Source organism: Streptomyces sp. GbtcB7 (assembly GCF_019091445.1).
Taxonomy (GTDB): domain Bacteria; phylum Actinomycetota; class Actinomycetes; order Streptomycetales; family Streptomycetaceae; genus Streptomyces; species Streptomyces mirabilis.
This window is the reverse complement of record NZ_JAGXJM010000021.1, coordinates 171,452-195,911: the sequence shown is the minus strand read 5'-3', so window position 1 is coordinate 195,911 and position 24,460 is coordinate 171,452. Positions and strand designations below refer to the sequence as shown.

Below are 24,460 nucleotides of genomic sequence, written 5' to 3'. Positions count from 1 at the left end.
ACTGGCGCCGGCCGCCACCTCCTACGGAGCAGCGGTCTCTCTCGCCTCATTCCTGCCCTGGGCGAGATCCGTTCGAAGACGGACGCTAGTCGGAGAAGACCCGCGCCTCCGCGTCCGCGGTGATCTCGGCAGGCGTGGGCGGGGCGTTCAGCAGGGCGGTGATGCGTTCGGCGGCGGGGTCGCCCGTGCGGGGCCCGGCGGCACGGGCCGCGTCGACGTCGTACGAGGTCTGCCTCAGCTCGACGTCCGGTCCGAGCAGGGCCCAGAAGGCGGTACCCGGCGGGCCCTCGTGGAAGGGGAGCCCGACGCTGCCCGGGTTGATGCTGCGCCGTGCGGCGACGGTGCGGTCGAACTGGAGGTGCGTGTGCCCGGTGACGATCACCGCCTCCTCGACGTCCGCGGCCAGTTCCGCGAAACGCTCGGCGGGCGTGGCGGGTGTGACCAACTCCGTGTCGCCGCGCGGCGATCCGTGGCAGAACCGCACGGGTCCCAGCCCGACGACGTCCACGACGACGCTGAAGGGGATCCCGGCGACGAACGCGACACTCGCGTCCGAGTGCTGCCGCGGCACCCACGCCTCACGCTCGGTGCTGGGCCGACGGACCCCGCGGTGAATGTCCACGACGGCGCGCTCCCCGTTGCCCCGGACGAACAGGGCCCGCGGCAGCCCGGCCATCAGCTCCACCGTACGGTCGGGTTCGGCGCCCCAGGTCAGGTCTCCGCACGAGACCACCAGATCGACGCCGACCTCCTCGATCTCCGCCAGGACCGCGGTCAACGCAGGCACGTTCGCGTGGACGTCGGAAACGACCGCGACCCGTCGTATCGGACCGTAGTGGCGCGTCGGCCCCTCCCAGGCCCCGGGGCCGTACAACGTCGTGTCCATGATTGACGGTAACAACTGCGGCGGGTGCCGGACCGGCCGTTCCGCCGAAACCGTCGCCGGCGAACCGGTCAACGCCAGTCGGGAGCGCCCGAGGCGGGCGACAGCAGGGACTCGAGCTTCATCCTCATCTCCCGCATGACGGCGACGATACGGGCCTCGTGCTCCTCGGTGAGCCGGGCCACCGGAACCGAGCAGCTGATCGCGTCGACGGCCGGCGTGTCGTAACGCAGGGCGAAGCCGAAGCCCGCGATGCCGGGCACCGTCTCCTCGCGGTCGATGGAGTAGCCGCGCTCCCGTACCTCCGCGAGGTCCGCGAGCAGGGTGGCCGACTCGGTGTGCGTGTTCTCGGTGAGAGCGGTCAACGGCTGTGCCGGAAGGGACAGTTCGCTGTCCGGACGCTCGGCGAGCAGGGCCTTGCCGAGGGCGCCGGCGTGCGCCGGGACCCGGCGGCCGACCCGGCTGAGGGTGCGCGCGTACTCGTGGGACTCGCGGGTCGCGAGATAGACGACGTCGGCGCCGTCGAGGCGGGCCAGGTGAATGGTCTCCCCGAGCGCGTCCGAGGCTTCGTCGAGGTAGGGGCGGACCACCCGTACGTGCCGGTCGCTGTCGAGATAGCTGGTGCCGGTGAGCAGGGCACGGATCCCTATGCCGTACAGCGAACCGGTGGTGTCGGCGCGCACCCAGCCGCGGTCGACGAGGGTCTGCAGCAACTGGTACATGCTGCTGCGCGGCACCCCCAGTTGCGCGGCGAGTTCGTCCAGCCGGGCCGGCCGGTCGCCCCGCCCGGCGAGCAGTTCCAGCAGCGCGACCGTGCGGGCCGCCGACTTCACTTCTCGCACACCACTGCTCTCCGGCATGGGGCCCATCGTAAATCCGCCGCGCCGCACCCATTGACCCCGCGCGTTCACGAACCTAGCCTCCATCTTCATACATAGATGCCATCTGCATATGAGGACAGACTTCATGACACGGTTCAGTGCGGCGGCCGAGGACGTGGCCAAGCGACTGCGGGACGGCATGGTGGGCGGGGTGCTGTCCTTCCCGCTCACGAGCTTCCGGGAGGACGGCGGGCTGGATCTGGAGGCGTACCGGGCCTACCTGTCCGCCCAGTTGGACAGCGCGCCGGGCGCGGTGTTCCCCGCCTGCGGTACCGGAGAGTTCTTCTCGCTGGACGAGGACGAGTACCGCGCGGTCGTCGGGGCCACCGTCGAGATCGCCGACGGACGGCTGCCGGTCGTCGCGGGCATCGGCTACGGCTGGGCGCAGGCCCTGCGTTTCGCCCGGATCGCGGAGGAGGCGGGCGCGGACGCCGCGCTGGTACTCCCCCACTACCTGGTCGCCGCCCCGCAGGACGGGCTGGTGGAACAGCTGCGGCGGATCGCCTCCGGCACCTCTCTGCCGCTGATCGCCTACCAGCGCGGCCAGGTCGCCTTCACCGCCGACAGTCTACGCCGGATCGCGGAGATCCCCACGGTCATCGGCCTCAAGGACGGACACAGCGACCTCGACCGCCTCCAGCGCCTCACGCTCGCGGCGCCCGACGGCTTCCTCTTCTTCAACGGCGCCTCCACCGCCGAGATCCAGGCCCGCGCCTACGCCACCGTGGGCGTCCCCGCCTACTCCTCGGCGGTCCACGCCTTCGCGCCCGAGATCGCGAACGCCTTCTTCGCCGCCCTGCGGGACGGCGACGACGCGGGAGTGACCAAGCTCCTGCGCGACTTCTACGTCCCGCTCGTCGAACTGCGCGACCGCGTCCCCGGCTATGCGGTGTCGCTGGTCAAGGCTGCCGCCCGGCTGCGCGGTCTGCCGGTCGGGCCGGTGCGCGCGCCGCTCACGGACCCGGGGCCGGAGGAGCTCGGCGCGCTGGCGAAGGTGCTCGACGACGGTCTGAAGGTGGGCGGGGCCGTACGGCGATCCGAATGACAGATGACGTCATCTGTCATCCGTCACCTGTCACCTGTCACCTGTCATCCGCAATCCGTCATCTGCCCTCTGTCATCCGTCATCCGTCATCCGTCGCCCATCACCCGGTCCAACCAGTTCAAAGGGGAACTGAGACGTGCCGCTCCTCGTAGTCGGGATCACCGTGCTGGTCCTGCTGCTGCTCATGACCAAGCTCAAACTGAACGGCTTCGCCGCCCTGCTGCTGGTGGCGGTCGGTGTCGGTCTGGTCCGTGGGATTCCGCTGGAGAAGATCCCTGACGTCCTCTCGGAAGGCATCGGCGGCCAGGTCGGCGACACGATGCTCACCATCGGACTGGGCGCGATGGTCGGCCGTGTCATGGGGGATTCCGGCGCCGCCCAGCGCATCGCCGGCAAGCTCCTCGACGCCTTCGGCCCGCGCGGCGTCCAGGTCGCCATGGTGGTGACGTCGATGCTCATCGGCGTGACGATGTTCTACGAGGTCGCGTTCATCATCATCGTGCCCATCGCGTTCACCCTGGTACGGGTGACCGGCGCGAAGCTGCTGTGGGTCGGGCTGCCGATGTCGATCGCTTTGTCGACCATGCACAGCTTCCTGCCGCCCCACCCCGGTCCCACCGCGGTGGCCGCGACCTTCCACGCGTCCGTCGGTCTGACGCTGTTCTACGGCCTGTTCATCGCCGTCCCGGTCGGCGCGCTCATCGCCCTGGTGTGGCCACGGCTGCCGTTCATCAGGGCGATGAATCCCTCGATCCCCCCGGGCCTGGTCAGCGAGCGGGTCTTCGAGGACGAGGAGATGCCCGGGCTCGGCTGGTCACTGGGCGTGGCCCTGTTCCCCGTGGTGCTGATCGCCGGCGCCGCCGTGACCGACATGGCCACGTCCGGTTCGAGCCCGTTCCTGCACTTCGTCGCCTTCATCGGATCCGCGCCGATCGCGCTGCTGCTGACCCTGCTGCTGGCGGTCTGGGCGTTCGGTCCGCGCATCGGCCAGAGCCTCGCGGAGGTCAGCGCGTCCTGCAACTCCGCCGCCCAGGCGATGGCCATGATCCTGCTGGTGATCGGTGCCGGCGGCGCCTTCAAGAACGTCCTCGTCGAGGGCGGGATATCCGACTACATCAAGGACCAGACGCACGGCTGGTCCATCTCGCCGATCGTCCTGGCGTGGCTCATCGCGGTCATCCTCCGGGTGGCACTGGGCTCGGCGACGGTCGCCGTCGTCACGGCCTCCGGCGTGGTGCTGCCGCTCCTGGCGGGCGGCGGGGTACACCCCGAGATGATGGTGCTCGCCGTCTGCTGCGGTTCGATCGCCTTCTCCCACGTCAACGACCCCGGATTCTGGCTGTTCAAGGAGTACTTCGACCTCTCGGTCGTCGAGGCGATCAAGGTCCGCACCACGTACACCACCGTGCTGGCCGTCCTCGGTCTGGGCGGTGTCCTGGCGGTCGAACGGGCCCTCGACGTCCTCAGCCTCTGACCGCAGCCCCTGTCACCCCCCCGTACCCAAGGACATTGAGACGCATGAGCAAGAGCCAGCCGACCGTCACCGCCTTCTCCGTGTACCCGGTCGCCGGCCGGGACTCCATGGAGCTGAACCTCTCCGGCGCGCACGGCCCCTACTTCACCCGCAATGTCGTCGTCCTGACGGACTCCGAGGGGCGTACGGGTCTCGGTGAGGTCCCCGGCGGGGAGAAGATCACGCGGACGCTGCGGGATGCCGAGTCCCTGGTCGTCGGAGCGAAGGTCGGTGACCACAAGCGCGTCCTGCGCGAGATCGGTGACCGTTTCGCCGACCGCGACGCCGGTGGGCGCGGCGCCCAGACCTTCGACCTGCGGACCACCGTCCACGCCGTCACCGCGGTCGAGTCGGCGCTGCTCGACCTGCTGGGGCAGCATCTCGACGTACCCGTCGCGGCGCTCCTGGGCGACGGACAGCAGCGCGACTCCGTACGGGTCCTCGGCTATCTCTTCTACGTCGGTGACCCCGGCCGCACGGAACTGGAGTACGTCCGCGAGCCGGACGCGGCCGAGGACTGGTACCGGATCCGGCACGAGGAGGCCCTGTCGCCGGAGGCGATCGTCCGGCAGGCCGAGGTGACCCACGACCTGTACGGCTTCCGGGACTTCAAGCTGAAGGGCGGTGTCCTCGCGGGCGCGGAGGAGGTCAAGGCCGTACGGGCGCTCAAGGACCGCTTCCCCGAGGCGCGGATCACCCTGGACCCGAACGGCGCGTGGTCGCTGCGCGAGGCGATCGAGCTGTGTACGCCCCTGGTGGGCACGCTCGCCTACGCCGAGGATCCGTGCGGAGCCGAGGGCGGCTACTCCGGTCGGGAGATCCTGGCCGAGTTCCGCCGCGCGACGGGCCTGCCGACCGCGACCAACATGATCGCCACCGACTGGCGGCAGCTGACCCATGCCCTGGCCCTGCAGTCGGTGTCCATCCCGCTGGCCGACCCGCACTTCTGGACCATGCAGGGCTCGGTGCGGGTGGCGCAGTTGTGCAACGCGATGGGGCTGACCTGGGGTTGCCACTCGAACAACCACTTCGACATCTCGCTGGCGATGGTGACGCACTGCGGGGCCGCGGCTCCGGGCGCGTACAACGCCCTGGACACGCACTGGATCTGGCAGGAGGGTCTGGAGCGCCTGACCGTCGAACCCCCGCGCATCGTCGACGGGGAGATCGCCGTGCCGGACGCGCCCGGTCTCGGTGTCCGGCTCGACAGGGAGCGGCTGCTGGCGGCCCACGAGCTCTACCAGGAGAAGGCGTTGGGGGCGCGTGACGACGCCGTCGGGATGCGCTACCTGGTCCCCGGCTGGGAGTTCGACAGCAAGCGTCCGTGTCTGGTGCGTTGAGCCCTTCTCATTTCCGTCGTGGGACCGACTGTTGTCCATTCACCCTTCCGGGTGAGGACTTCGGCCTGACACACTCCGGAGGGTGCGCGACTTCGACATGCTTGTCATCGGATCCGGCCCGGGTGGTCAGAAAGCCGCCATCGCCGCGGCCAAGCTCGGCCGCCGGGTCGCCGTCCTCGACCGCCCCGACATGGTCGGCGGGGTCTCCATCCACACCGGGACCATTCCCTCCAAGACCTTGCGCGAGGCGGTCCTCTATCTCACCGGCCTCACCCAACGCGATATGTACGGCCAGAGTTACCGCCTCAAGGAGGACATCACCGTCGCCGACCTGACCGCGCGCACCCAGCACGTGGTCAGCCGCGAGGTCGACGTCATCCGCAGCCAGCTGTCCCGCAACCACGTCTCCCTGTTCGCCGGCACCGGCCGTTTCGTGGACGACCACACGGTCGCCCTGGTCGAAGCGAACGGCAACGAAAAGCTGTTGACCGCCGAGCACATCGTGATCGCCACCGGCACCCGGCCGGCACGTCCCGCGAGCGTCGCGTTCGACGGACGTACGATCATGGACTCGGACAACGTTCTCAACCTGGAGCGGGTGCCGCGCTCCATGGTCATCGTCGGGGCCGGGGTGATCGGCATGGAGTACGCCTCCATGTTCGCGGCCCTCGGCAGCAAGATCACGGTGGTCGAGAAGCGGGCCGGGATGCTCGACTTCTGCGATGTCGAGGTGATCGAGTCGCTCAAGTACCACCTGCGGGATCTCGCCGTCACCTTCCGCTTCGGAGAGACGGTCGCCGCGGTCGAGCATCATCCCCGGGGCACGCTCACCGTCCTGGAGAGCGGCAAGAAGATCCCCGCGGACACCGTGATGTACTCCGCGGGCCGGCAGGGCCTCACCGACGAACTCGACCTGGACAAGGCCGGGTTGTCCGCCGACCCGCGCGGCCGCATCAAGGTCGACGAGAACTACCGCACCGAGGTGCCGCACATCTACGCGGTGGGCGACGTCATCGGCTTCCCGGCGCTGGCGGCGACCTCGATGGAGCAGGGCCGTACGGCCGCGTACCACGCCTTCGGCGAGCCGGTGCACCCGATGCACGACCTCCAGCCGATCGGCATCTACACCATCCCGGAGATCAGCTTCATCGGGCGCACCGAGGACCAGCTCACCGAGGAGTGCGTGCCCTTCGAGGTCGGCATCTCCCGTTACCGGGAACTGGCCCGAGGCCAGATCATCGGTGACTCGCACGGCATGCTCAAGCTCCTGGTCTCCCCGGACGACCGCAAGCTGCTCGGCGTGCACTGCTTCGGCACCGGGGCCACCGAGCTGATCCACATCGGGCAGTCCGTGATGGGGTGCGGCGGCACGGTCGACTACCTCGTCGACGCGGTGTTCAACTACCCCACGCTGGCCGAGTCCTACAAGGTCGCCGCCCTGGACGCCACCAACAAGATCCGCCAGATAGACCGTCTGAGGGACTGACCACCGCCAGGGCCCGGCGAGGCCCGTATCGAGGTCCGGCACGGGCGAGGCCCGGGATGCCTTGTGAGGCACCCCGGGCCCGCTCACGCCGAGGTCATTCCTTCGCACCGATCGCCTCGACCGGCCGGATCCTCAGCAGCATCCGTGTCGGCAGCATCGTGCCCGCGGCCGCGAGGGCCGCCGTCGCGCCGGCGATCGCCAGGTAGCCGAGGCCGGGTACGGCCGGGATCGGGGTGCCGCTCACCGCCATCGACACGAGGACGAGCGGGAACGCGGACAGCAGGGTCCCGATGCCCACCCCGGCCGCGATGACGATGACGCTCTCCCGCCGCATCATGCCCACGACCTGCCCGCGGGCCGTGCCGGACAGCCGCAGCAGAGCGAACTCGCGTCGGCGCGCGGCCGTGCTCATCGCCAGCGTGTTGACGACGGTGATCGCCGTGTAGGCGATGATCACGCCGACGACGAGGTAGTTGACCCACGCGTTCGCCCGCTGTTCCGCGAGCTGGTCGTCGACGGCGAGGCCGTCCCGGAGCACCGTGCCGGGGTAGGCCGCGGCCAGGTGCGACAGGGCCTGGGTCAGGTCGGGTGCCGAGGGGGCGGAGCGTACGAGGACGGACTCGTCGACCTTCCCTGTGGTGTGGGCGAGCAGCAGGTCGTGGTCCATGGTCACGTCGGTGAATCCGAAGCCGCGTTCGTACACGGCGACGACCTTGGCCCGCAACGAGGTGCCGTCGCCGAGGTGGAGCCGGGCGGTGTCCCCGACGCCGAGCCCGAGCCAGGAGGCCGTGGTGGTGCTGATCGCGACGGTGTTCCGCGACAGGGCCTTCATGTTCCCTTCCCGCGGCCGCAGATCGAGGGCACTGCCGAGCGCCCGGGGATCCACGCCCTGCGCGCTGAGCGAGACGGACTCCTGGGCGCCCAGCATCCTGCCCATGGCGACGACCTTGGACCTGACCAGTCCGGTGGCCGACGCCACCTGCTTCATGTCCCTCACCTTCTCGGCGAGATCGGGTGACACTCCGGACGGCGCGGTGAGGACGTGGTCGGCGACGAGCCCGGCCCGCAGCTGGTCGGCCGACTCCCTGAGCCCGGTGGTCTGCGCGAAGACGACGGTCGACGAGAAGGAGACGGCGAGCACGAGCGGGGTGATCGCGCCGGCCAGCCGGGCCACGTTGGCCCGGGTGTTGGCCGCCGCGAGGTAGCCGGTGACACCGGTCCGGTTCAGCAGCGGGGCGAGCAGGCGTACGGCGGTACGGGAGACCAGCGGGCCGAGGACGGCGACCGCGACGACGAGGACGAGGACGAGGGAGTTGGCGAGCCCGACGAGGGTGAAGAAGTCGGCGTCCTGCGCCAGTCCGGTGACGAAGATCCCCGACGACAGCACGAGCAGCACACCGCCGGTGATCCGGCGTCCGCGGCCGAGCCCCGGGGTCTCCACGGCGGCCTCGCCGAGCGCCTCGGTGGGCCGGATCCGGGTCGCTCGATGCGCGGCGGACAACACCGCGACCAGCGCGGTCAGAACGGTGACGAGCACCGCCGCGAGGAAGGGCAGGGGGCTGAGGGCGAGCCCGAAGTCCGACGGCACGATGCCGTGTCCGGCGAACCGGTCGCGCAGCCAGTACACGAGGAGCAGACCCGCCGGGCAGCCGACCACTCCGGCGAGCAGGCCGGTGGCGGCGGCCTCGGCGGCGACCATGCGCCGGATCTGGCCGGGGGTGGTGCCGATCGCGCGCAGCAGGGCGATCTCCCGGCGGCGGTGTCGGATCGACAGGGACGTGGTGGCGTACAGGACGAAGACGGCGACGAGCAGGACGTTGCCGCCGATCGCGGCCGCCAGGACGACGAGGTTGGAGCCGCTGACGGTGACGTCGAGGAACTCGGCCCGTCCGCGCCCCTCCCCGGTGTGCACGGCGAGGGTGTCGTCGTGGAGCGTGGACTTGATGGCGTCGGCTAGTCGCTGCGGTGATGTGCCGGGCGCGGCGAGGACGCCGAAGGCCTGGACGGAGGCTTCGGGAACCGACTGGCGCAGGGTCGCGTCGGCCAGGAACGCCACGGACCGGCGGGGGGCTCCGCCGTCCTTCAGGGCGACCAGTCCGACGACCTGGAAGGTACGGGGCACCGAGGTGGTCATCAGACGGATGTCGTCGCCGGGGCGGACGTCCGCCTGCGCGGCGAGTTCGGTGTCCAGGACGATCTCTCCGGCGGCGCGGGGCGCGTGACCGGTGGTCAGCCGGAAGTCGCCGAGGCCCAGGCTCGACCAGTTGTGTGCCTCCACCCCCGCGCCGTGGTGTCCAGGCACCGGCTGACCGGCATCGGTCACCAGCCGCACCGGGGCGCCCACGTCCGTGATCACCGCCTTCGCCCCGTCCACGCCGGTGATCCGGTCGGCCGACGAGGCCCGCAGCGGTACGCGTTCGGGCAGCGGCTGGGACTCCTTCACGGTCGATCCGTCGAGGTCCTTGAAGGTCAGTTCGACCTCCTGACGGCCCGCGACGAGGACGTCGGCCGCCGCGTACCGCTCGGCGGAGGATCCGGCCCGTATGCCCGACTCCAGCAGGATCCCGCACGCGCTCAGGACGGCGGCGCCCAGCAGCAGGGCGACGAAGCTGCCGACGAAACCGCCCTTGCGGGCCTTGAGCGTCTGCAGGGCGAGACTCAGCATCAGGCGGCCCTCCGCAGGCCGGCCATGACGTCCGCGACGCGGTCGGCGCTCGGCTCGGTCAAGGCGTCGACGAGGTGCCCCGCGCTCAGGAAGAGAGCGTGGTCGGTGTGTGCGGCGACCACCGGATCGTGGGTGACCATGACCACCGTCTGATGCAGATCGGTGACCGCCTGCCGCAGCAGCCCCAGGATGTCCCGTGCGGTCTCCGGGTCGAGCGCCCCGGTCGGCTCGTCGGCGAAGATCACCTCGGGCCGGGTGACCAGGGCGCGCGCGATCGCCACCCGCTGCTGCTGGCCGCCGGACAGCTGGGCGGGCAAGCGCGCGAGCCGGTCGCCGAGGTCGACGGCTTTCACGATGTGGTCGAACCAGCCCTCGTCGACCTGCCGTCCGGCCAGCCGCAAGGGCAGCGTGATGTTCTGCTCGACGGTCAGCGAGGGCAGCAGGTTGAAAGCCTGGAACACGAAGCCGATGCGGGTGCGCCGCAGCTCCGTGAGCCGTCGCTCCTTCAGTGTCGACAGGTCCTGTGCGCCCAGCCGGACCACGCCCGAGGTGGGCCGGTCGAGGCCCGCCGCGCAGTGCAGGAAGGTGCTCTTGCCGGATCCCGAAGGGCCCATCACGGCCGTGAACGTGCCGGGTGCGATGCCCGCGCCGACCTTGTCGAGCGCCAGGACGGCCGAGGGGCCGTCGCCGTACCGCTTGGTCACGTCCGTCAGTTGCACCGCGTACCGGCCGTCGGCCGGCCCGTCCGGTTGTTGGCCCCAAGACCGCACTGTGACTCCTCGACTTCTCAAATTCCGACTTCTCAAGTTCCGGCTACTCAAGTCCGGGCTACTCAAGTTCCGGCTTCTCGCACGGCGTTCCGTGAGTGGTGCTCCCAGTCCAGCGGCGGCAACGGGCCGCGGCCTCGGCCGCACCGGCGAACCGTGGTCTCCGCCGGTCGGGCGAGATCCCCGATGCCCTCCGCCGTACGGAGGAGGACAGGGTCTCCTCGCGCCGCCTGTCGCGCGGGGCGCCTCCTCCTTGCGGAGGATGCCGCCGCGGAGGAGACCGGTCTCGCGCTCTCACCCTCAGGGCAGATCAGGGCACCGGGTGAGCCGTCTAACGTGGGGCGCATGGACCTGATGGACTCGTTCGCCGGGCGCCGTGTGCCCCCGGCCGTCACCGACGCGGGTCTGGCCCTGCTGCTCATCGCCGGATGCGCGGCCACGCCGCTGGCGATCCCGCCCGGCGGGCCCGAACTGCGTTCGCCGGACGCCTGGTTCCTGGTGCTCGTGCTGGTGTCCGCGCTGCCGCTCGCCGTCCACCGCCGATCTCCGTTGCCCGCGCTGCTGGTGATGTCGGCGTCGGCCGCCGCGCTCCAGGGCCTCCACTACATCCCGCAGCTCTCCGGGCCCGAGGGCACCTCCATCGGACCGACCTACGTGGGCGTGGCCACGGGCGTGTTCCTCACCGCCGTACGGTCCACCCCCCGTACGGCGACCCTGGTCGTGGCGGTGCTCATCCCGGCCGCGGCCGTCACCGAGTCGCTGATCGCGCCGGCCGGGTACCGTGTCACCACGCTGCTGATCGAGACGGTGCTGCTGGTCGCCGCGTGGGCGCTGGGCCGGCTCTCCAGGGCGCGCGCCGCCATCCGGAACGAGGCGCTGGAACGGGCCGCGGCGATCGAACGCGAACAGGTCGCCAACGCGCGCGCCGCCGTGATGGAGGAACGGGCCCGGATCGCCCGCGAGTTGCACGACATCGTCGCCCACAACGTCAGTCTCATGGTGGTGCAGACCATCGCCGCCGACCGGGTCCAGGACCGCGACAGCACCAAGGCCCACGAACTGCACGGCACCATCGAGGAGACGGGACGGGCCACCGTCACCGAGCTGCGCAGGCTCCTTGACGTGCTGCGGACCGACGAAGAGGCGGAGAGCGACCCGAACAAGGAACCGCCCCAGCCCACCATCGACGCCCTGCCGTCACTCGTGGAGTCGGTGCGCGCCGCCGGTCTCCAGGTCGAGTTCGACACCAGGGGAACCCCCGCCGAGCTCCCGGCGGGTTCACAACTCGCCGTCTACCGCGTCGTACAGGAAGCCCTGACCAACACCCTCAAGCACGCCGGTCACACGCACACCGCGCTGACCGTCTCCTGGGAGCCGGAGCAGCACCGGCTCAGCCTGCGGCTCTGCGACGACGGGCCGCGGCAGGGCGGCGAGACATCGCGACCGCCCAAGCCGGCGAGGGGTTCCGGCCACGGTCTGGTCGGTATGCGGGAACGGATCGGCGCCGTGGGCGGCTCCCTGCACACCGGCAACCGCCCGGGCGGCGGATACTGCGTCCACGCGGTCGTCCCGCTCCCCTCCCCCGAACCCGACCCCCAGCACGAAGGGCACTCCCCGCATGCAAGCCATCCGCGTCCTGCTGGTCGATGACCAGCCCATGATCCGGACGGGATTCCGGCTCATCCTCGAGGCCGAACCGGACATCGTCGTCGTCGGCGAGGCGTCGGACGGCGTGGCCGCCGTCGAGAGCGCCGAGGCCCTCACCCCGGACGTCGTCCTGATGGACATCCGGATGCCGCACATGGACGGTGTGGAGGCCACCCGCCGGATCGTGGGGGCGGGTTCGCCCAGCCGGATCGTCATCCTCACCACCTTCGACCTGGACGCGCACGTCGTGGACGCCCTGCGCGCCGGGGCCAGCGGTTTCCTGGTCAAGGACGGTCCCGCCGACTCCCTGGTGGGCGCCATCCGTACGGTGGCCGGCGGTGAGGCCGTACTCTCCCCGCGCGTCACCCACCGGCTGCTGGACCGCTTCACACACCTCGCCGCGCCCGCGACGCCGGCCGTGCCGACGAAGCTCGACGCCCTGACCGGGCGCGAACTCGACGTGCTGCGCGCCCTCACCCGTGGTCTGTCCAACGCGGAGATCGCGCTCGAACTCGGCGTGGGCGAGACCACGGTCAAGACGCACGTCGCCCACATCCTGGAGAAGTACCAGCTGCGCGATCGCGTCCAGGCCGTGATCCTGGCGTACGACTGCGGCCTGGTCGTCCCGCGCGGAACGTCCTGACGGGGGCCACGGGGAGCGGGCGCCCGGCCATCATGTGACACGCGGGCGTGATCACCGATCGCGGGCACGGGGAGCGCCGGGGTCAGCGTGGGCTGTGCCGGTCCGCGGTCACGCGCAGGTACTCGATACCGGTGTCGAGCGCGGCCTTCAGGTGGGTCGAGTCGCCCGTGGACATCATCACCGCCACACCTCCCTGGACTCCGGCCAGCAGTGCGGCGGCCGTCGTGTCGACGTCGAGGGTGGGCGACACCAGGCCACGTGCCCGGAGCGCGCGCATGCCCCGGGCGAGTTGCTCCTGCCACTGACGCATCAGCTCGGCCACGATGGCCCGTGCGCCCGGCCGGGATCGCCCGACCTGGAGGAACAGGGATCCCAACGGGCACTGATCACCCTGGCGTTCATAGCGCTCCACGACCGCGTCCCGCCACTGGTACCAGGACTCCCAGGAGTCCAGGCACCCAAGATGCGGCTGCTGGTCCTCCAGGACGCGGTCCGCCTCGAACTGCGCCACCGCCAGCAGTAGCTCGTCCTTGCCTTCGGGAAAGTAGTGGAAGAGCTGGCTCTTGCTCGTGCCGGTCCGGGCGCGGATGTCGTCGAGGGTGGTGAAGGCGACACCCCTTTCGCGGAGCACCTCGGCGGCACCCTCGATGATGCGGGCCTGCGTGGCCCGGCCTTTCGTGGTCGGCGCGTGCGACATGGCGCGCTCCCTCCATCCCTGGACCGGCGTACTGAACCGACTCGCTGAACCGACTCACTGGACTGACTCACCGATGACTCACTGGACCGAAGAGTCCATTTTACGTCCTCGCAGGCGCCCCAGACTGGACTTGCTGGTCCATTTTTGCCGATGCACAGTGGGTCGCGCGGTTCAACCCACTGGTGGACCGCCGTACGGAGCCGGTCGGCCTGCCCGGCCGCGGAGAGCGGGACGAGGGACCACATCATGGGTGAACGACTGCACAACAAGACCGCGCTCGTCACGGGATCGACGAGCAATATCGGGCGGGCGATCGCCGAGGCGTTCGCCGCCGAGGGGGCCCATGTCATCGTGTCGGGGCGCGATCGGGAGCGGGCGGCCCGGATCGTCGAAGGCATCCGCGCCGCCGGCGGGCGGGCCGATTTCCTCGTGGCGGATCTCGACGGCAGTGCCGGGGCCTCCCGGGACCTGGCCGAGCGGGCACGTAGGTCCCTCGGCGGGCGCATCGACATCCTGGTCAACAACGCCGGCATCTACCCGGGCGCCGTGACCACCGCCACGGACGAGGAGACCTTCGACCGGGTCTACGCCGTGAACGTCAAGGCACCGTTCTTCCTGACCGCCGCCGTCGCACCGGCCATGGCGGAGGCCGGAGGGGGCAGCATCATCAATCTCGGGTCATGGGTCGCGCGCCTGGGTATTCCGGTCGGCGCGCTCTACAGCTCCACCAAGGGGGCCATGGAGACCCTCACCCGGGCATGGGCCGCGGAGTTCGGACCGCGGGGAGTGCGGGTGAACGCCATCTCGCCGGGCGTGATCCTCCCCCGCACCGCGGAAGGGAGCGAACCGCACCCCGGCGAGGTCATGATGAAGGGGACACCGGCCGGCGAAGTCGGCAGCCCGGACGCCGTCGCGCGCGCCGCCGTCTGGCTGGCCGGTGACGAGGCCTCCTTCGTTCACGGATCGGTGGTGGACGTCGACGGCGGCCGCGTGGGCGCCGCCGTCATCGCCGCGTGAGTCACCGCACGCCGTTTCCTGTCACTCCACGGCAAGGACCTTCACGTCCCGGCTTGGTGTCCGTGGCTGAAGACGCACGGAGCTGAACACGCGTATCGGCTTGTCTCTCCGCACAGTTGGGGCCCTGCATGCGCGGCGGACAAATGTTCGGGGCCAGCATCGCGATCAGCGGTTAGGCTCCCCCAGCGCGCATCGGGCGCGGACCGGCAGGGTGGGGGACATGACCGAGGATTTCGCCGAAGCCAAGCAGGGCCCGAACGCATGGGCCCAGGCCATCGCGGCGGTGGTGGTGGTCGGTGGACTGGGGGCCGGACTGTTGGTACTGCAGGGGGTCTCCGAGCGGAACTCCGGTGACAGGGACCCGGCCACCTGCTCGTCCTCGAAGCCCACGCAGGACACCGGGTCGTCGAAGCACGTCTCCGGAGCCCAGCTGTGCACGGCGCTGAACCGCTCGGACCTGCCGACGCTCCTCGGAACCCCGGCAGAGCAGGCGGAGACGGCCGGAGGCAACGAGAGCTCGGTCAAGCTCGCCGGCGGCACCGAGATCGCCACCCCCGAGGCCACTGTCACGCTGAAGACCTACTCGGTGAAGATCTCGGCGTCCTACGACCGTCTCCCGGTCGCCCAGATGGCCGATCTCCTGAACACCGCGCAGAAGAGAACGGTCCTGGGACACCCGGCGGTCCTCTACTCGGACCAGACCATCGCCATCACCTTCAACGGCGACGGCAAGACCGACACCGGCCCTGGCGGCATCGCCCGCAGCCTGCTGGTCGCCCAGGACTCGAAGGACGGCGGCGGCTCCTACGAGATCGCCATCTGGCGCCAGGACTCCGTCGTACCCGACGACGCGGCACTGCTCAGCGTCGCCGAGAGGGTGCTGCCGACGATACCGGGCTGGGTCAACGGCTGACCCGGCACACACCGACCACGTCGAAGGCCGGCCCCCGCTCGCTCGGGTGCCGGCGGCGTGCCGAGCACGGCAGACGCAACAGTGGCGATCACCGCGACAGCGACGCCCAGTTGACGCGGTCGGCGACCGGCGACCCCGCGGCGTTCACTCAACTCGTGGAGAAGTACTCGCCCGCCCTGCACGGTCACTTCGCCCGGCGCATGCCCGGCGCGGCGGACGATCGGCCGGCCGAGGCGTGGTTGCAGGCGTTCGCCGCGCGGCGCACGTTCGACCCCTCGCGCGGGTCGGCTCGGGGCTGACTGTTCGGGGTGGCCCACAACGTGCTCGCCGGGTACCTGCGGCGGGCGGGACGGAAAGACCCCGTACCGGGCCCGGATGTCACCGACCCCTGGCAGGCGGTGGACACGCGGGTTGACCAGAGTCACTGTCACGTCGTCGCGCCGCGTCAGGCGATTGGCCGTCATGACGCCGGCGTGTCCGCCGCCGATCACGACCACATCGGTGTTCTCCGTCATGGTGTCTCCTTCGTTGCCGGGGGTTCGGCCTCAAGACACCGCGGAATCGATCGCTGTGACAGCATGTGAGACAGGTCACTCCACAGACCAACAGGGCAAATCCGCGCTCCCCTCCACACCGTGACGCAGGCCATCGCGCCCAGCGGAACCGTAGGAGGAGTGGCAGTCGTCTCCTCAGCGATCAAGCTTGAGGAGTGTCCGCAGTGCGGATCTACATCAGCGCGGACATGGAGGGCGTCACAGGGCTCGTCGACGCTGACGATGTACAGCCCGGCGGCCGGCCGGTGGGCGAGATCGGCCTGGCCCACGCCACCGCGGCGGCCATCGGCGTTCCGGTGGCGGTCCTCACCGGTGACGACTGCGCCTGCGCGGAGATGGCCGAATGGGACGCCTCCGTCACCACCGTGGCCGTGAAGAATGCGCGGGACAGATTCGCGGCGGATCTGCGACCCCCCGAGGAAGCACGTGCCGCGATCGAGGAGGCGGTCGCCGCCGGCCTGTCCGCGCAACGACCGGCCACGGTGGTCCCATCGGGCCCGTCCACGCTCACCGTCCGCTGGCAGTCGGCCTCAGTGGCCTCCACCCTCCTGGGAATTCCAGGGGTCGCCTCGACGGACACGCGGACCGTCCAGGCGCAGGGCCCTCTGCCCAGCCTCTACCGGCTGTTCGGAGTGTGGATGCGAGTAGCGGCTTCCCTCACCAACCAGCCACCGTACTGCTGATTACTTGGATTCGACTCGTCCGAGCGGGTCGGGGTCGGCCGCCAGCGCGTCACGCGCCGCCTGCCAAGCGGAATCCCCGGGGTGGAGCTCGGTGCGGAGGTAGGCCCAGGTGAGCCGCTGGACCGCAGCCACTCGCTCGGGCTTCTCGTCCGTGGTCTCGGCGACGTCGTATCCGGAAACCCCGCCGAGCCCGTGCTCCGCGTCGAACAGGGTGAGCAGGGACTTGGGGCCCGGGGAGAGGAAGTACGGATCTGCGTGCCAGTCCGGGCCCCGAACCGTCAGGTGGGTGGAGGCGTCCTTGTCGCCGGCGACCACGAGCGTGGGCGTCGCCATCTTGGAGAAGTCCATGGTCGAGAAGAACGAATAGTTCTCGGCCACGAACTCGGTGACGGCATCGCCGCCCCTGCCGGGCGCGGCAAGCAGTACACCCGCCTTGATCCGGGGCTCGGCCAGGTTCACTTCCGTTCCGTCGTCCGGATCGGTGAGCCGGGCGCCGAGCAGCAGGCTCGCGGTGTGCCCGCCCATCGAGTGCCCGGCCACGGCGACCTTGTCGTGGTCCAGGCGCCCGAGAAGCTGCGGTACGGCGGCCTCGATCACGTCGAGTCGGTCGAGGATGCGCGTCATGTCCTCGGCCCGTGAGCGCCAGTGCAGAGGCCCCCCGGGGGTACCGGGATCCAGGCTCAGCGTCCTCGAGCTCAGATGGGTGGGCTGGATCACGACGAAGCCGTGCGCCGCCCAGAAGTTGGCGAGGGGGGCGTAGCCGTTCAGCGACGAGAGGTGGTTCGAGAAGCCCTGGCCGTGCGAGAGGAGGATGACCGGCAGGTCGCTCCCGGTCACGGGCGCGGAGACGCGCACCTCCAGGTCCACGGCTCGACCGGGAGCCGGCAGCACTACGGGACTGACCGAGAGCACTGGAGTGGGCGGACCGAAGGTGTGGGCGGGGTACGTCGATTCACTCATGATGCGTATTTCCCTTCAATGACCTGTGCTGCCGGTCTCATTCGGCTGACGGCGGGGGAGGCGGTCAGGCCCCGTCAGGGGCGTCCGGCATCGACTCCACATCAAGCGGAGCGTCGTTCCGATTACGATACGGAGCAACGTTCCGCTTTGTCAACGGCCGCCAGAGGGAGAGCGGGGTGCGCGTCGGCGAACGTGGCCGGTCCGGCGAGTTCCGAATCCTTCTCCTGGTCGGTCGCCCCGTTGTCGGATTCGTCGCCCCTGCACCCGACGAGGCGTGTTGAATGGCGTGGCTGAAGGTCCGTCACTCAACTGTTCATAGGGGATGTGGATGTTGCCGGAAATCTTGGTCGGACTTGCCGCTTCGGGAGGAACGGCGGTCGTGACGGCGGCCGGCACCGATGCCTGGTTAGGGACCCGAACAACAGTGGCCCGGCTCCTGGGACAAGAAGGGCAACGAGAAGAGGCGGTGTTGCAGCGCCTTGACCAGACCGCCGCCGATCTCGCACGGGCATCCGACGAAGACGCGCAGGGAGCGCTGGAACGGGTACGTGTCGCACAGTCCCTGTCCTGGGAAACGCGTTTCACGGACCTGCTCCAGGATCTGCCGGAACCCGAAAGGGACGAGGCCGTCAGGGCGCTGCGTACCCTGGTCGAGCATGTCCGGCAGCACGCTTCCGCCTCGGGTACCTCGGCCGGTACCGGTGGGTTCGCGGTCACCGGCGACGTCGTCATGAAGGCCACAAACGGATCGGTTGTCGCCGGTGTGGTCAACGGAGGTGTGCGCGTGGACCCTCCGAAGCCGGGGCCGGTCCAGGACTGACCGCCCCCGGCTCCTCACATCCACAGCGCCGTAGCCGCGGCGTGTTCCTGGGAAGATTGCTGCACATGGCGGGCTTCGGCGCCGCCGGTGACAGCCGGGTCCCGTACGTCACCGCCTCCCATGGGTCGGTGGCGGTCGGCCACGCCGACCATGTCACGTACATCCGCAAGCAGCGTGCACGCCGCTTGCGGATGCTGGTCGTGCCCGTCGTCGTGGCGGGCGGGACGATCACGGCCATCACTCTCGGGCCGGACTCGTCCTCGTCGGGCCCGGGGCGGTCCTCCACGGCACCGTGGTTCTCCGGGACACCGTCGCCTTCCGGGCCGCCGTCCGCCACCGGTTCCCCGTCGGCACCGATCGTGCGCGCGTCCGGCTCCGCGGCAGCCGTGGCCCAGCCGGAGCGGACCGGTGCGGCGGCCACGCCCGAAGCCGGGGCGCCGCCCTCCGCGGAGTCCGGGGCAACCAAGCTCTCCCCGGGGTCCGTGTCGCACCTCCGGAACGTCTCGACCGGCCAGTGTGTTTCATCCGGCGACGGCACCGTCAACCCCGGCTTGGGGACCTGCAGTTCCAGCGATGCCTACTCGTGGACGTTACGCTCCTCCGGCAACACCTTCGAGCTGGTCAACCGCGCGAGCGGAAACTGCCTGTCAGAGCCCTTCTACGGCAACGCGGCCGTGCTGGAAAACTGCAGCGGCATCGGAGGAACTGGTCACGTGAAATGGCGTATCGGAAGCAGCACCACGGCAGGTCAGACCCTGAAGAACACTGAGACCGGGCGTTGCCTGGAGATCGGCTCCGCGCCCAATGGCGGCGGCAAGGAGCTGATGTTGATCGCCTGCAACAGCGACCAGCCCCAGCAGCTGTGGAACAACGGCGGGACCGTCTAGGACTCGTCCGGTCAATCATGGGGGGGCTCGCTGGGAAGCCTACGGACGTGCGGCGCGGCGGGTGCCACGTCACGCCGTCGTCCGGCGTGGGCCCGGCGCGCAGGAGAGACATCATGGACACCCGGCCATGGGGCGCCCTGATCCGCCCGCCCGCTGGACCGGCCGACCAGGTCACACAGCGCCGAGAAAGCCCGCATCAACCCCGTCGAACTGCAGGCGCGAGTCCCGGGCGACGCCGAGCAACTCCGTCAGGGGCACGGCGCGACGACTGGTCGCGGAGAGATCTTGGCGTGCCTCGGCGGACCACAACGGGGGGAAAAGTGACAGGCCCTGATCGCCGTTCAGCACCCGGACCTCGTCCTGCCAGCCCGGCCAGCGGAGATCCGCGTAGAAGTCACCGAGTGCCCCGGACGCCAGCCAGGCCATCCACGCCGAGTGGCCGACGCCCAGAGCCTCCCAGCGAAGGGAATCCGGGGCGAAGTAGACAACCTCCCCGAGGGCTCCGGGACGGCCGGCGCCAGCGGGATCTTCTCCGTTGAGAGCGAAGACGCCGCCCAGCACGTCGTGTGCCACCACCAGGCCGGTATCGGCTCGCCACCCGGGGTCGAACGTTCCGGGAAACTGATTGACCCGGGCCAGGCTCGGCACCCCGCGTGCCGCCCCTTCCACGGGGCTGCCGAACACCCGCAACCATCCGTCGTCCACGAGGAGACCGCCGCAGTGCAGCACCATAGCGCCCAGGTACGACCGCGCCGTGACCTGCAACTGGAGAAGCGACGCCTCACCCAGGTCGCTGTCAGGAGAAAGCACCTCGACGGACAGTGGCCCGGCAGCGAGTGTCTCCCTGAGTTCCGGCCAGGCCGGTTCCTCGACATCGATCAGCTGCCTCAACTCGCGCATGTCCGCATCGTTGCATCCTCACCCTCCGCCTCAACCGCCAGGGCGCTTCGACGAACCACCCGCCGCTCCATGGTCAGGCCGGTACGTGCGAGGCAACCGTCGCCGCATACCTCACGGCAGCTGAGGATGAAGGCGTCGACGACGTCAGGTGCGTCTCGGGCGCCCGTGCTAGCATCGCCCCACCAATTGCCAGGAATCCTGTTGATTGGCGACGCGGCTCGACGATCGGAACCGTATGTCTCTCCTTGCCCGGCCCGGAGTGGCCTCCTTCGCCGCCAAGTCGATGCAGCGCCTCGCCATGGCGGCCGACCGGCGCCCGAGCGGACGCGGTTCGGCGGCCGCCTCGCACAGCCGCTTCCCCGAGTTCCCGCGCTCCGTGAGCGAGTTGACGGTCCCGACCTCGGTCGCTCCGGCCCGGGTCGTGGTGTACCTGCCGACGTCCGAGGGTCCGCCGCCGCCGGTTCACGTCAACTTCCACGGTGGCGGGTACGTGTTGCCGCTGACGGAGATCGACGATCCGCTCTGTCGTTTCCTCGCCGCCGAGGCGGGGGTGGCCGTGGTCAACGTCGACTACGTGGTGGCCCCGCAGCACCCGTTCCCCGCCCCGCCCCGGCAGGCCTTCGAGGTCGTCCGGTGGATCGCCGAGCACGGCGGCGAGCACGGCTGGGACGGCAGCCGTCTGTCCGTGGGCGGACAGAGCGCCGGAGGTGGTCTCGCCGCGGCCGTCGCACGCCAGGCACTCGAGGAGGGCGGGCCCAATATCGCCCTGCAGGTCCTGCACTACCCGCCGTTGGACCTCGCGACGAGCGCCCGGGACAAGCGCGCCGCCATCGCCAAGCCGGTGCTGCGCCCCTGGATGGGAGAGATCTTCGACAGCTCGTACGTCCCCGACCCGCGCGAGCGCGCCGACCGGCTGGTGTCCCCCGCGGGCGCGGCCGACACCGCCGACCTCAAGGGCATCGCCCCGGCTCTGGTCGTCACGGCGGAGTACGACCTCCTCAAGGCGGAAGCCGTGCGCTACGCCGAGCGTCTTCAGCGGGCGGGCGCCCTCGTCGAGCACCACGACGTGCTCGGAGTCGATCACGGGTACGACGGCAAGGACGACAAGAAGGCCCTGGAGACCTACGCCGTGATCGCCCGTCATGTGCGGCGGGCCGTCAACCCCGAGGCGCGCGAGGCTGGTTGAGCAGCGTCGCACTCCGGGATGGGCAAGGCGGCCCGGAGGCGGTTGAGCGGGCGGGCCCGGGACGGACGAGGCGCCCGCCGCACGTCGGACGCCCCGACCACCCGCTCCTCCATCCCCCTCTCCATGGAGGTGACTGTCAGCCCTGCGAGCGGGCCTCGGGTGGCGTGATGCCCAACTTGTCAGCGCTCTCCGTCAGTTCACGCCACACCTTCGCCGCCACGGGTACCCCCTTCTCGGCACGCCGCACACTCACGGCGGCACTGCGCTCACCGGGGTAGAACACCCCCTCGGCGCCGTCCGCCGCGGCCAGGCCCTTGAGCGTGCCCAGAGTGGCGTCGACGGCCGCGGTGAAGGCGTCCGCGTCGCCGTAGGCCGCCGGGTCGATGGCGATGATCAGGGCGTTCTGGCGGTGCCCCCGGCCCTGGGGATCGTCCGAGTGGAAGGCGGCGAAGATCGGCGCTCCGACGAGCACGCTGGTGAGCAGTTCGAACGCCAGCGACATGCCGGACCCCTTGGCGCCACCCAGCGGCAGCGGCATGACCGCCTCCTCCGGGTCGGTGGTGGGAGTGCCGTCCGCGGTGGCGGCGGCCCCCTCCGGCAGCGGGGTGCCGCTCGCCCTGGCCTGGCGGATCTTCCCCAGGGCGATCGTGGCGGTGGCCATGTCCAGCAGGAGCGGCGCGTGGCTCGCGGCGGGTACGGCGATGGCGAGCGGGCTGGTGGCCACGGCCGCGCCCTTGACCCCGGTGTAGCCCATGTTGGGCATCCCGGCGACGAAGGCGATCCCGACCAGGCCCTGTTCGGCGATCTTCGACACGTAGTAGCCGATGGCACCGGTGTGGACGGTCCGGCGCACCCCCACAGCCGCGACACCCCCCGCCCTGGCCCGGGTCACCGCCTCCTCGGCGGCCGCGGTCAGGGCCACCGGGCCGGGCGCGCGATCGGCGTCCAGGACGGCGACCGCCGTCGCGCTGGACTCGAACGTCATCTCGGGCTGGGCGTTGGCCACCCCCTTGGCGAGCAGCTCCAGATAGGCGGGGACCCGCGCGGTGCCGTGGGAGTCGACGCCGCGCAGCGCGGCCCAGACGAACACGTCGGCCGTGGTGCGGGCGTGCTCGGGGCCGAGTCCGCCCTTCTCCAGGAGGGCGGCGGCGAAGGCACGCAGGTCGTCGGCGGGGACAAGGACCTTGCCCGGCTTGGGCGTTGGGGCGTCAGACATGGTGGCGGGGGCCTCCTGGGTCAGCGGGTGACAAGAACGTCGACGACGGCGGTGGTGCCCTCCGCCACGGCCTTGAGCGCGCGCTCCAGGGCGGGGGCGAGCGCGTCCGGCGCGTCGACGGTCTCGGTGTGCATGCCGAACGGCTCGGCGAACTGGGCCAGTCGGGGCAGCCGGTGCAGGTCGGTGCCGAGCCACTCGCCGGTCTCGGCGGCCGCGCCCTCGGGGTAGAACCTGCGGTGGTTGAGGTTCATCGACTTGTAGACGCGGTTGTTGAACACCACGATCAGCAGCGGCAGGTCGTACGCCTTGGCGGCGTCGTACGACGGGATGACGGGGTTGTACGCGAAGGCCCCGTCGCCGATGGTGAGGACCACGGGCCTTTCCCTGGCGGCGAGTTTGACGCCGAGGGCCACCGCGATGCCCTGGCCGAGTCCGCCCTGCACATAGAAGTACGAGTCGGGGTCGGAGGTCTGCACATGGCGTTTCACGACGCGGCTGTGGGTGATCGTCTCGTCGACGACGATCGCGTCCCGCCCGTCCAGCAGCCCGCGCAGGGTCGCGGCCACGAGCACCGGGTCGATGCCCTCGGCCCCTGCCGCCTTCGCCTCGGCCGCGGCGATCGCGGCCTGTTCGTCGGCGTGCCGCTCCTCCTGCGCGCAGCGCCGCGCGGTGGCGGCGGCCACCGCTGTCTCGTCGGCGTGGGCGGCCTTCGCCCGCTTGGTGAGCTGGCGGAGGGTGTTGGCGGCGTTGCCCTCCAAGTACCGGTCGGCGAAAAGGACTTGGTAGACGACGTGCGGGCGCTGCGGCACCTCGTCGATGACGACGATCCGCGCTTTCGACGGGCGGCGCGAGGGCGGGTAGAAGGGCGCGCGGCAGTTGACGAGGAGGATGAGGTCGGCCTCGTCCATCCATGGGCCGATGTCGCTGCCGGCGTGCAGCGGGTGGGTGCGCGGGAAGTTGCCGCACACGGCAGAGTCGGGCTCGACGACCGGGATGTTCCAGGCTTCGGCGAAGGCGAGGAGTGCCTCGAAGCCGCCCGCCTCACGGCCCGCCGTCTCGGTGACGATCACGGGGCTGTCCGCCTCGCGGATCAGCTGGGCGACGAGGTCGACCTCTTCGGGTGAGCTGTGCGTGGAGCCCGGCGGGACGACGGGCACAGCCTCGCGGCCGTCCCACTCCTCCAGCAGGATCTCCAGGGGGATGTTGAGGTAGGCCGGGCCCGCCGGGGCCCGCCAGGACAGCTCCGCCGACCGCGTGATCATCGTGGGCAGGGTGTGGACGCTCGCCGCCTCGTTGGCCCACTTGGTGAAGGGCCTGGCGACGCCGTGCGGGCCGCCCACGAGGGACAGGTTGCGGTACCACTGGCCGCCCGGGTCCTGACCGGGGCCGTCGCCGTACGTGGTCGACTCCGAGGAGGCGACCACCATCGGGACGCCGGCGAGGAGCGCGCCGTGGACGGCCATGGAGCCCTGCAGCAGTCCGGGCGCCGCGTGCAGCAGTACGCCCTGCGGCCGGCGCTCGATCAGTCCGTAGCCGGTGGCCATGCCGACGGCGACGGTCTCGTGGGTCAGGTCGAGGTAGCGCGGGCATGGCAGTCCGTCACGGTGGCGGCGGGCGAGGGACTCCCACACCGGGGCCCATTCGGACCCCGAGGAGCAGAAGAGGTAGTCGGCGCCGACGGCGTTGAAGGCGGCCACGAAGGCATCGCCGCCGTCGCCTCCGGCGGCGTCCGGTGTGTTTCGGGTGTCCGTCATCTC

General features: G+C 70.7%; 22 protein-coding genes and 1 pseudogene. 13 read left to right on the top strand and 10 right to left on the bottom strand.

Annotated elements, in window-relative coordinates; all coding sequences use genetic code 11:
• Positions 1 to 85: 85 nt before the first annotated feature.
• Positions 86 to 886 (bottom strand): metallophosphoesterase, encoded by an 801-nt coding sequence (locus KVT44_RS31530; RefSeq protein WP_217570433.1) that lies wholly within the window; start codon positions 884 to 886, stop codon positions 86 to 88.
• Between the two features lie 68 nt (positions 887 to 954).
• Complete coding sequence (locus KVT44_RS31525) at positions 955 to 1,743, bottom strand: IclR family transcriptional regulator (RefSeq protein WP_217570432.1); 789 nt, start codon at positions 1,741 to 1,743, stop codon at positions 955 to 957.
• A gap of 106 nt (positions 1,744 to 1,849) precedes the next feature.
• Between KVT44_RS31525 and KVT44_RS31520 the strand changes: the two genes are divergently transcribed.
• The 4 genes from KVT44_RS31520 to sthA all read left to right on the top strand — a co-directional run bounded on the left by KVT44_RS31520 (position 1,850) and on the right by sthA (position 7,148).
• Positions 1,850 to 2,809 (top strand): 5-dehydro-4-deoxyglucarate dehydratase, encoded by a 960-nt coding sequence (locus KVT44_RS31520; RefSeq protein WP_217570430.1) that lies wholly within the window; start codon positions 1,850 to 1,852, stop codon positions 2,807 to 2,809.
• Between the two features lie 136 nt (positions 2,810 to 2,945).
• Entirely contained in the window at positions 2,946 to 4,283 is a 1,338-nt protein-coding gene (locus KVT44_RS31515; RefSeq protein ID WP_217570428.1) for a gluconate:H+ symporter, read from the top strand.
• Positions 4,284 to 4,327: 44 nt separating this feature from the next.
• On the top strand, positions 4,328 to 5,662 hold the full coding sequence (locus tag KVT44_RS31510) for an enolase C-terminal domain-like protein (protein WP_217570426.1): 1,335 nt from the start codon (positions 4,328 to 4,330) through the stop codon (positions 5,660 to 5,662).
• 82 nt (positions 5,663 to 5,744) lie between these two features.
• Positions 5,745 to 7,148, top strand: coding sequence for a Si-specific NAD(P)(+) transhydrogenase (gene sthA / locus KVT44_RS31505; protein WP_099924762.1), 1,404 nt, complete (start codon positions 5,745 to 5,747; stop codon positions 7,146 to 7,148).
• A gap of 94 nt (positions 7,149 to 7,242) precedes the next feature.
• Here the strand turns inward: sthA and KVT44_RS31500 are convergent, their stop codons facing one another.
• Both KVT44_RS31500 and KVT44_RS31495 read right to left on the bottom strand, forming a co-directional pair.
• Positions 7,243 to 9,813, bottom strand: coding sequence for an FtsX-like permease family protein (locus KVT44_RS31500; RefSeq protein WP_217570418.1), 2,571 nt, complete (start codon positions 9,811 to 9,813; stop codon positions 7,243 to 7,245).
• Positions 9,813 to 10,583, bottom strand: coding sequence for an ABC transporter ATP-binding protein (locus tag KVT44_RS31495; protein WP_308314166.1), 771 nt, complete (start codon positions 10,581 to 10,583; stop codon positions 9,813 to 9,815). The genes KVT44_RS31500 and KVT44_RS31495 overlap by 1 nt, the downstream gene beginning before the upstream one ends.
• 342 nt (positions 10,584 to 10,925) lie before the next feature.
• Between KVT44_RS31495 and KVT44_RS31490 the strand changes: the two genes are divergently transcribed.
• Both KVT44_RS31490 and KVT44_RS31485 read left to right on the top strand, forming a co-directional pair.
• Positions 10,926 to 12,230 (top strand): sensor histidine kinase, encoded by a 1,305-nt coding sequence (locus tag KVT44_RS31490; RefSeq protein WP_217570416.1) that lies wholly within the window; start codon positions 10,926 to 10,928, stop codon positions 12,228 to 12,230.
• Positions 12,199 to 12,870: a response regulator transcription factor gene (locus KVT44_RS31485; protein ID WP_190171756.1), complete on the top strand. Its 672-nt coding sequence runs from the start codon at positions 12,199 to 12,201 to the stop codon at positions 12,868 to 12,870. Before KVT44_RS31490 ends, KVT44_RS31485 begins: the two co-directional genes overlap by 32 nt.
• Before the next feature lie 82 nt (positions 12,871 to 12,952).
• Here KVT44_RS31485 and KVT44_RS31480 read toward each other — a convergent pair whose 3' ends face one another.
• Positions 12,953 to 13,567, bottom strand: a complete 615-nt coding sequence (locus KVT44_RS31480; protein WP_217570414.1) for a TetR/AcrR family transcriptional regulator — start codon at positions 13,565 to 13,567, stop codon at positions 12,953 to 12,955.
• Positions 13,568 to 13,813: 246 nt separating this feature from the next.
• Here KVT44_RS31480 and KVT44_RS31475 point away from each other — a divergent pair, with 246 nt between their 5' ends.
• The 3 genes from KVT44_RS31475 to KVT44_RS31465 all read left to right on the top strand — a co-directional run bounded on the left by KVT44_RS31475 (position 13,814) and on the right by KVT44_RS31465 (position 15,796).
• Positions 13,814 to 14,584 carry an SDR family NAD(P)-dependent oxidoreductase gene (locus tag KVT44_RS31475; protein WP_217570412.1) on the top strand — a complete coding sequence of 257 codons (771 nt, stop codon included), beginning with the start codon at positions 13,814 to 13,816 and terminating at the stop codon, positions 14,582 to 14,584.
• Positions 14,585 to 14,804: 220 nt separating this feature from the next.
• Positions 14,805 to 15,497, top strand: coding sequence for a DUF6215 domain-containing protein (locus KVT44_RS31470; protein ID WP_217570410.1), 693 nt, complete (start codon positions 14,805 to 14,807; stop codon positions 15,495 to 15,497).
• Positions 15,498 to 15,607: 110 nt separating this feature from the next.
• The gene (locus KVT44_RS31465; protein ID WP_217570408.1) at positions 15,608 to 15,796 is read left to right on the top strand and encodes a hypothetical protein; all 189 of its coding nucleotides are present in this window, start codon (positions 15,608 to 15,610) and stop codon (positions 15,794 to 15,796) included.
• A gap of 105 nt (positions 15,797 to 15,901) precedes the next feature.
• Here KVT44_RS31465 and KVT44_RS58480 read toward each other — a convergent pair.
• A pseudogene (locus KVT44_RS58480) lies at positions 15,902 to 16,012 on the bottom strand (FAD-dependent oxidoreductase); the annotation flags it as partial.
• A gap of 203 nt (positions 16,013 to 16,215) precedes the next feature.
• On the opposite strand from KVT44_RS58480, the gene KVT44_RS31460 reads away from it, so the two are divergent.
• Complete coding sequence (locus KVT44_RS31460; RefSeq protein WP_217570472.1) at positions 16,216 to 16,734, top strand: M55 family metallopeptidase; 519 nt, start codon at positions 16,216 to 16,218, stop codon at positions 16,732 to 16,734.
• Here KVT44_RS31460 and KVT44_RS31455 read toward each other — a convergent pair whose 3' ends face one another.
• Positions 16,735 to 17,694, bottom strand: a complete 960-nt coding sequence (locus tag KVT44_RS31455; RefSeq protein ID WP_217570406.1) for a chlorophyllase — start codon at positions 17,692 to 17,694, stop codon at positions 16,735 to 16,737. It abuts the gene before it with no gap.
• A gap of 379 nt (positions 17,695 to 18,073) precedes the next feature.
• On the opposite strand from KVT44_RS31455, the gene KVT44_RS31450 reads away from it, so the two are divergent.
• A complete protein-coding gene (locus KVT44_RS31450) occupies positions 18,074 to 18,514 on the top strand; it encodes a hypothetical protein (protein ID WP_308314165.1) in 441 nt (146 codons plus the stop codon).
• Between the two features lie 65 nt (positions 18,515 to 18,579).
• A complete protein-coding gene (locus KVT44_RS31445; protein ID WP_217570404.1) occupies positions 18,580 to 19,401 on the top strand; it encodes an RICIN domain-containing protein in 822 nt (273 codons plus the stop codon).
• Positions 19,402 to 19,572: 171 nt separating this feature from the next.
• Here KVT44_RS31445 and KVT44_RS31440 read toward each other — a convergent pair whose 3' ends face one another.
• Positions 19,573 to 20,301 carry a DUF2625 domain-containing protein gene (locus KVT44_RS31440; protein WP_217570402.1) on the bottom strand — a complete coding sequence of 243 codons (729 nt, stop codon included), beginning with the start codon at positions 20,299 to 20,301 and terminating at the stop codon, positions 19,573 to 19,575.
• A gap of 235 nt (positions 20,302 to 20,536) precedes the next feature.
• On the opposite strand from KVT44_RS31440, the gene KVT44_RS31435 reads away from it, so the two are divergent.
• Positions 20,537 to 21,487 (top strand): alpha/beta hydrolase fold domain-containing protein, encoded by a 951-nt coding sequence (locus tag KVT44_RS31435; protein WP_217570400.1) that lies wholly within the window; start codon positions 20,537 to 20,539, stop codon positions 21,485 to 21,487.
• Positions 21,488 to 21,623: 136 nt separating this feature from the next.
• On the opposite strand, the gene KVT44_RS31430 is transcribed toward KVT44_RS31435, so the two are convergent.
• Both KVT44_RS31430 and KVT44_RS31425 read right to left on the bottom strand, forming a co-directional pair.
• A complete protein-coding gene (locus KVT44_RS31430) occupies positions 21,624 to 22,703 on the bottom strand; it encodes an Ldh family oxidoreductase (protein WP_217570398.1) in 1,080 nt (359 codons plus the stop codon).
• A 20-nt stretch (positions 22,704 to 22,723) separates the two neighbouring features.
• Positions 22,724 to 24,457: a thiamine pyrophosphate-dependent enzyme gene (locus tag KVT44_RS31425; RefSeq protein ID WP_217570396.1), complete on the bottom strand. Its 1,734-nt coding sequence runs from the start codon at positions 24,455 to 24,457 to the stop codon at positions 22,724 to 22,726.
• Positions 24,458 to 24,460: the final 3 nt, after the last annotated feature.

What these genes read in the sequence shown, in the direction of transcription:
- KVT44_RS31425 (WP_217570396.1), bottom strand. Translation starts at nt 24,457, where the DNA reads ATGACGGACACCCGAAACACACCGGACGCCGCCGGAGGCGACGGCGGC.
- KVT44_RS31455 (WP_217570406.1), bottom strand. Translation starts at nt 17,694, where the DNA reads ATGAGTGAATCGACGTACCCCGCCCACACCTTCGGTCCGCCCACTCCA.
- KVT44_RS31525 (WP_217570432.1), bottom strand. Translation starts at nt 1,743, where the DNA reads ATGCCGGAGAGCAGTGGTGTGCGAGAAGTGAAGTCGGCGGCCCGCACG.
- KVT44_RS31440 (WP_217570402.1), bottom strand. Translation starts at nt 20,301, where the DNA reads ATGCGCGAGTTGAGGCAGCTGATCGATGTCGAGGAACCGGCCTGGCCG.
- KVT44_RS31490 (WP_217570416.1), top strand. Translation starts at nt 10,926, where the DNA reads ATGGACCTGATGGACTCGTTCGCCGGGCGCCGTGTGCCCCCGGCCGTC.
- KVT44_RS31430 (WP_217570398.1), bottom strand. Translation starts at nt 22,703, where the DNA reads ATGTCTGACGCCCCAACGCCCAAGCCGGGCAAGGTCCTTGTCCCCGCC.
- KVT44_RS31445 (WP_217570404.1), top strand. Translation starts at nt 18,580, where the DNA reads ATGGCGGGCTTCGGCGCCGCCGGTGACAGCCGGGTCCCGTACGTCACC.
- KVT44_RS31510 (WP_217570426.1), top strand. Translation starts at nt 4,328, where the DNA reads ATGAGCAAGAGCCAGCCGACCGTCACCGCCTTCTCCGTGTACCCGGTC.
- KVT44_RS31485 (WP_190171756.1), top strand. Translation starts at nt 12,199, where the DNA reads ATGCAAGCCATCCGCGTCCTGCTGGTCGATGACCAGCCCATGATCCGG.
- KVT44_RS31480 (WP_217570414.1), bottom strand. Translation starts at nt 13,567, where the DNA reads ATGTCGCACGCGCCGACCACGAAAGGCCGGGCCACGCAGGCCCGCATC.
- KVT44_RS31530 (WP_217570433.1), bottom strand. Translation starts at nt 886, where the DNA reads ATGGACACGACGTTGTACGGCCCCGGGGCCTGGGAGGGGCCGACGCGC.
- KVT44_RS31475 (WP_217570412.1), top strand. Translation starts at nt 13,814, where the DNA reads ATGGGTGAACGACTGCACAACAAGACCGCGCTCGTCACGGGATCGACG.
- KVT44_RS31470 (WP_217570410.1), top strand. Translation starts at nt 14,805, where the DNA reads ATGACCGAGGATTTCGCCGAAGCCAAGCAGGGCCCGAACGCATGGGCC.
- KVT44_RS31435 (WP_217570400.1), top strand. Translation starts at nt 20,537, where the DNA reads ATGTCTCTCCTTGCCCGGCCCGGAGTGGCCTCCTTCGCCGCCAAGTCG.
- KVT44_RS31520 (WP_217570430.1), top strand. Translation starts at nt 1,850, where the DNA reads ATGACACGGTTCAGTGCGGCGGCCGAGGACGTGGCCAAGCGACTGCGG.
- KVT44_RS31500 (WP_217570418.1), bottom strand. Translation starts at nt 9,813, where the DNA reads ATGCTGAGTCTCGCCCTGCAGACGCTCAAGGCCCGCAAGGGCGGTTTC.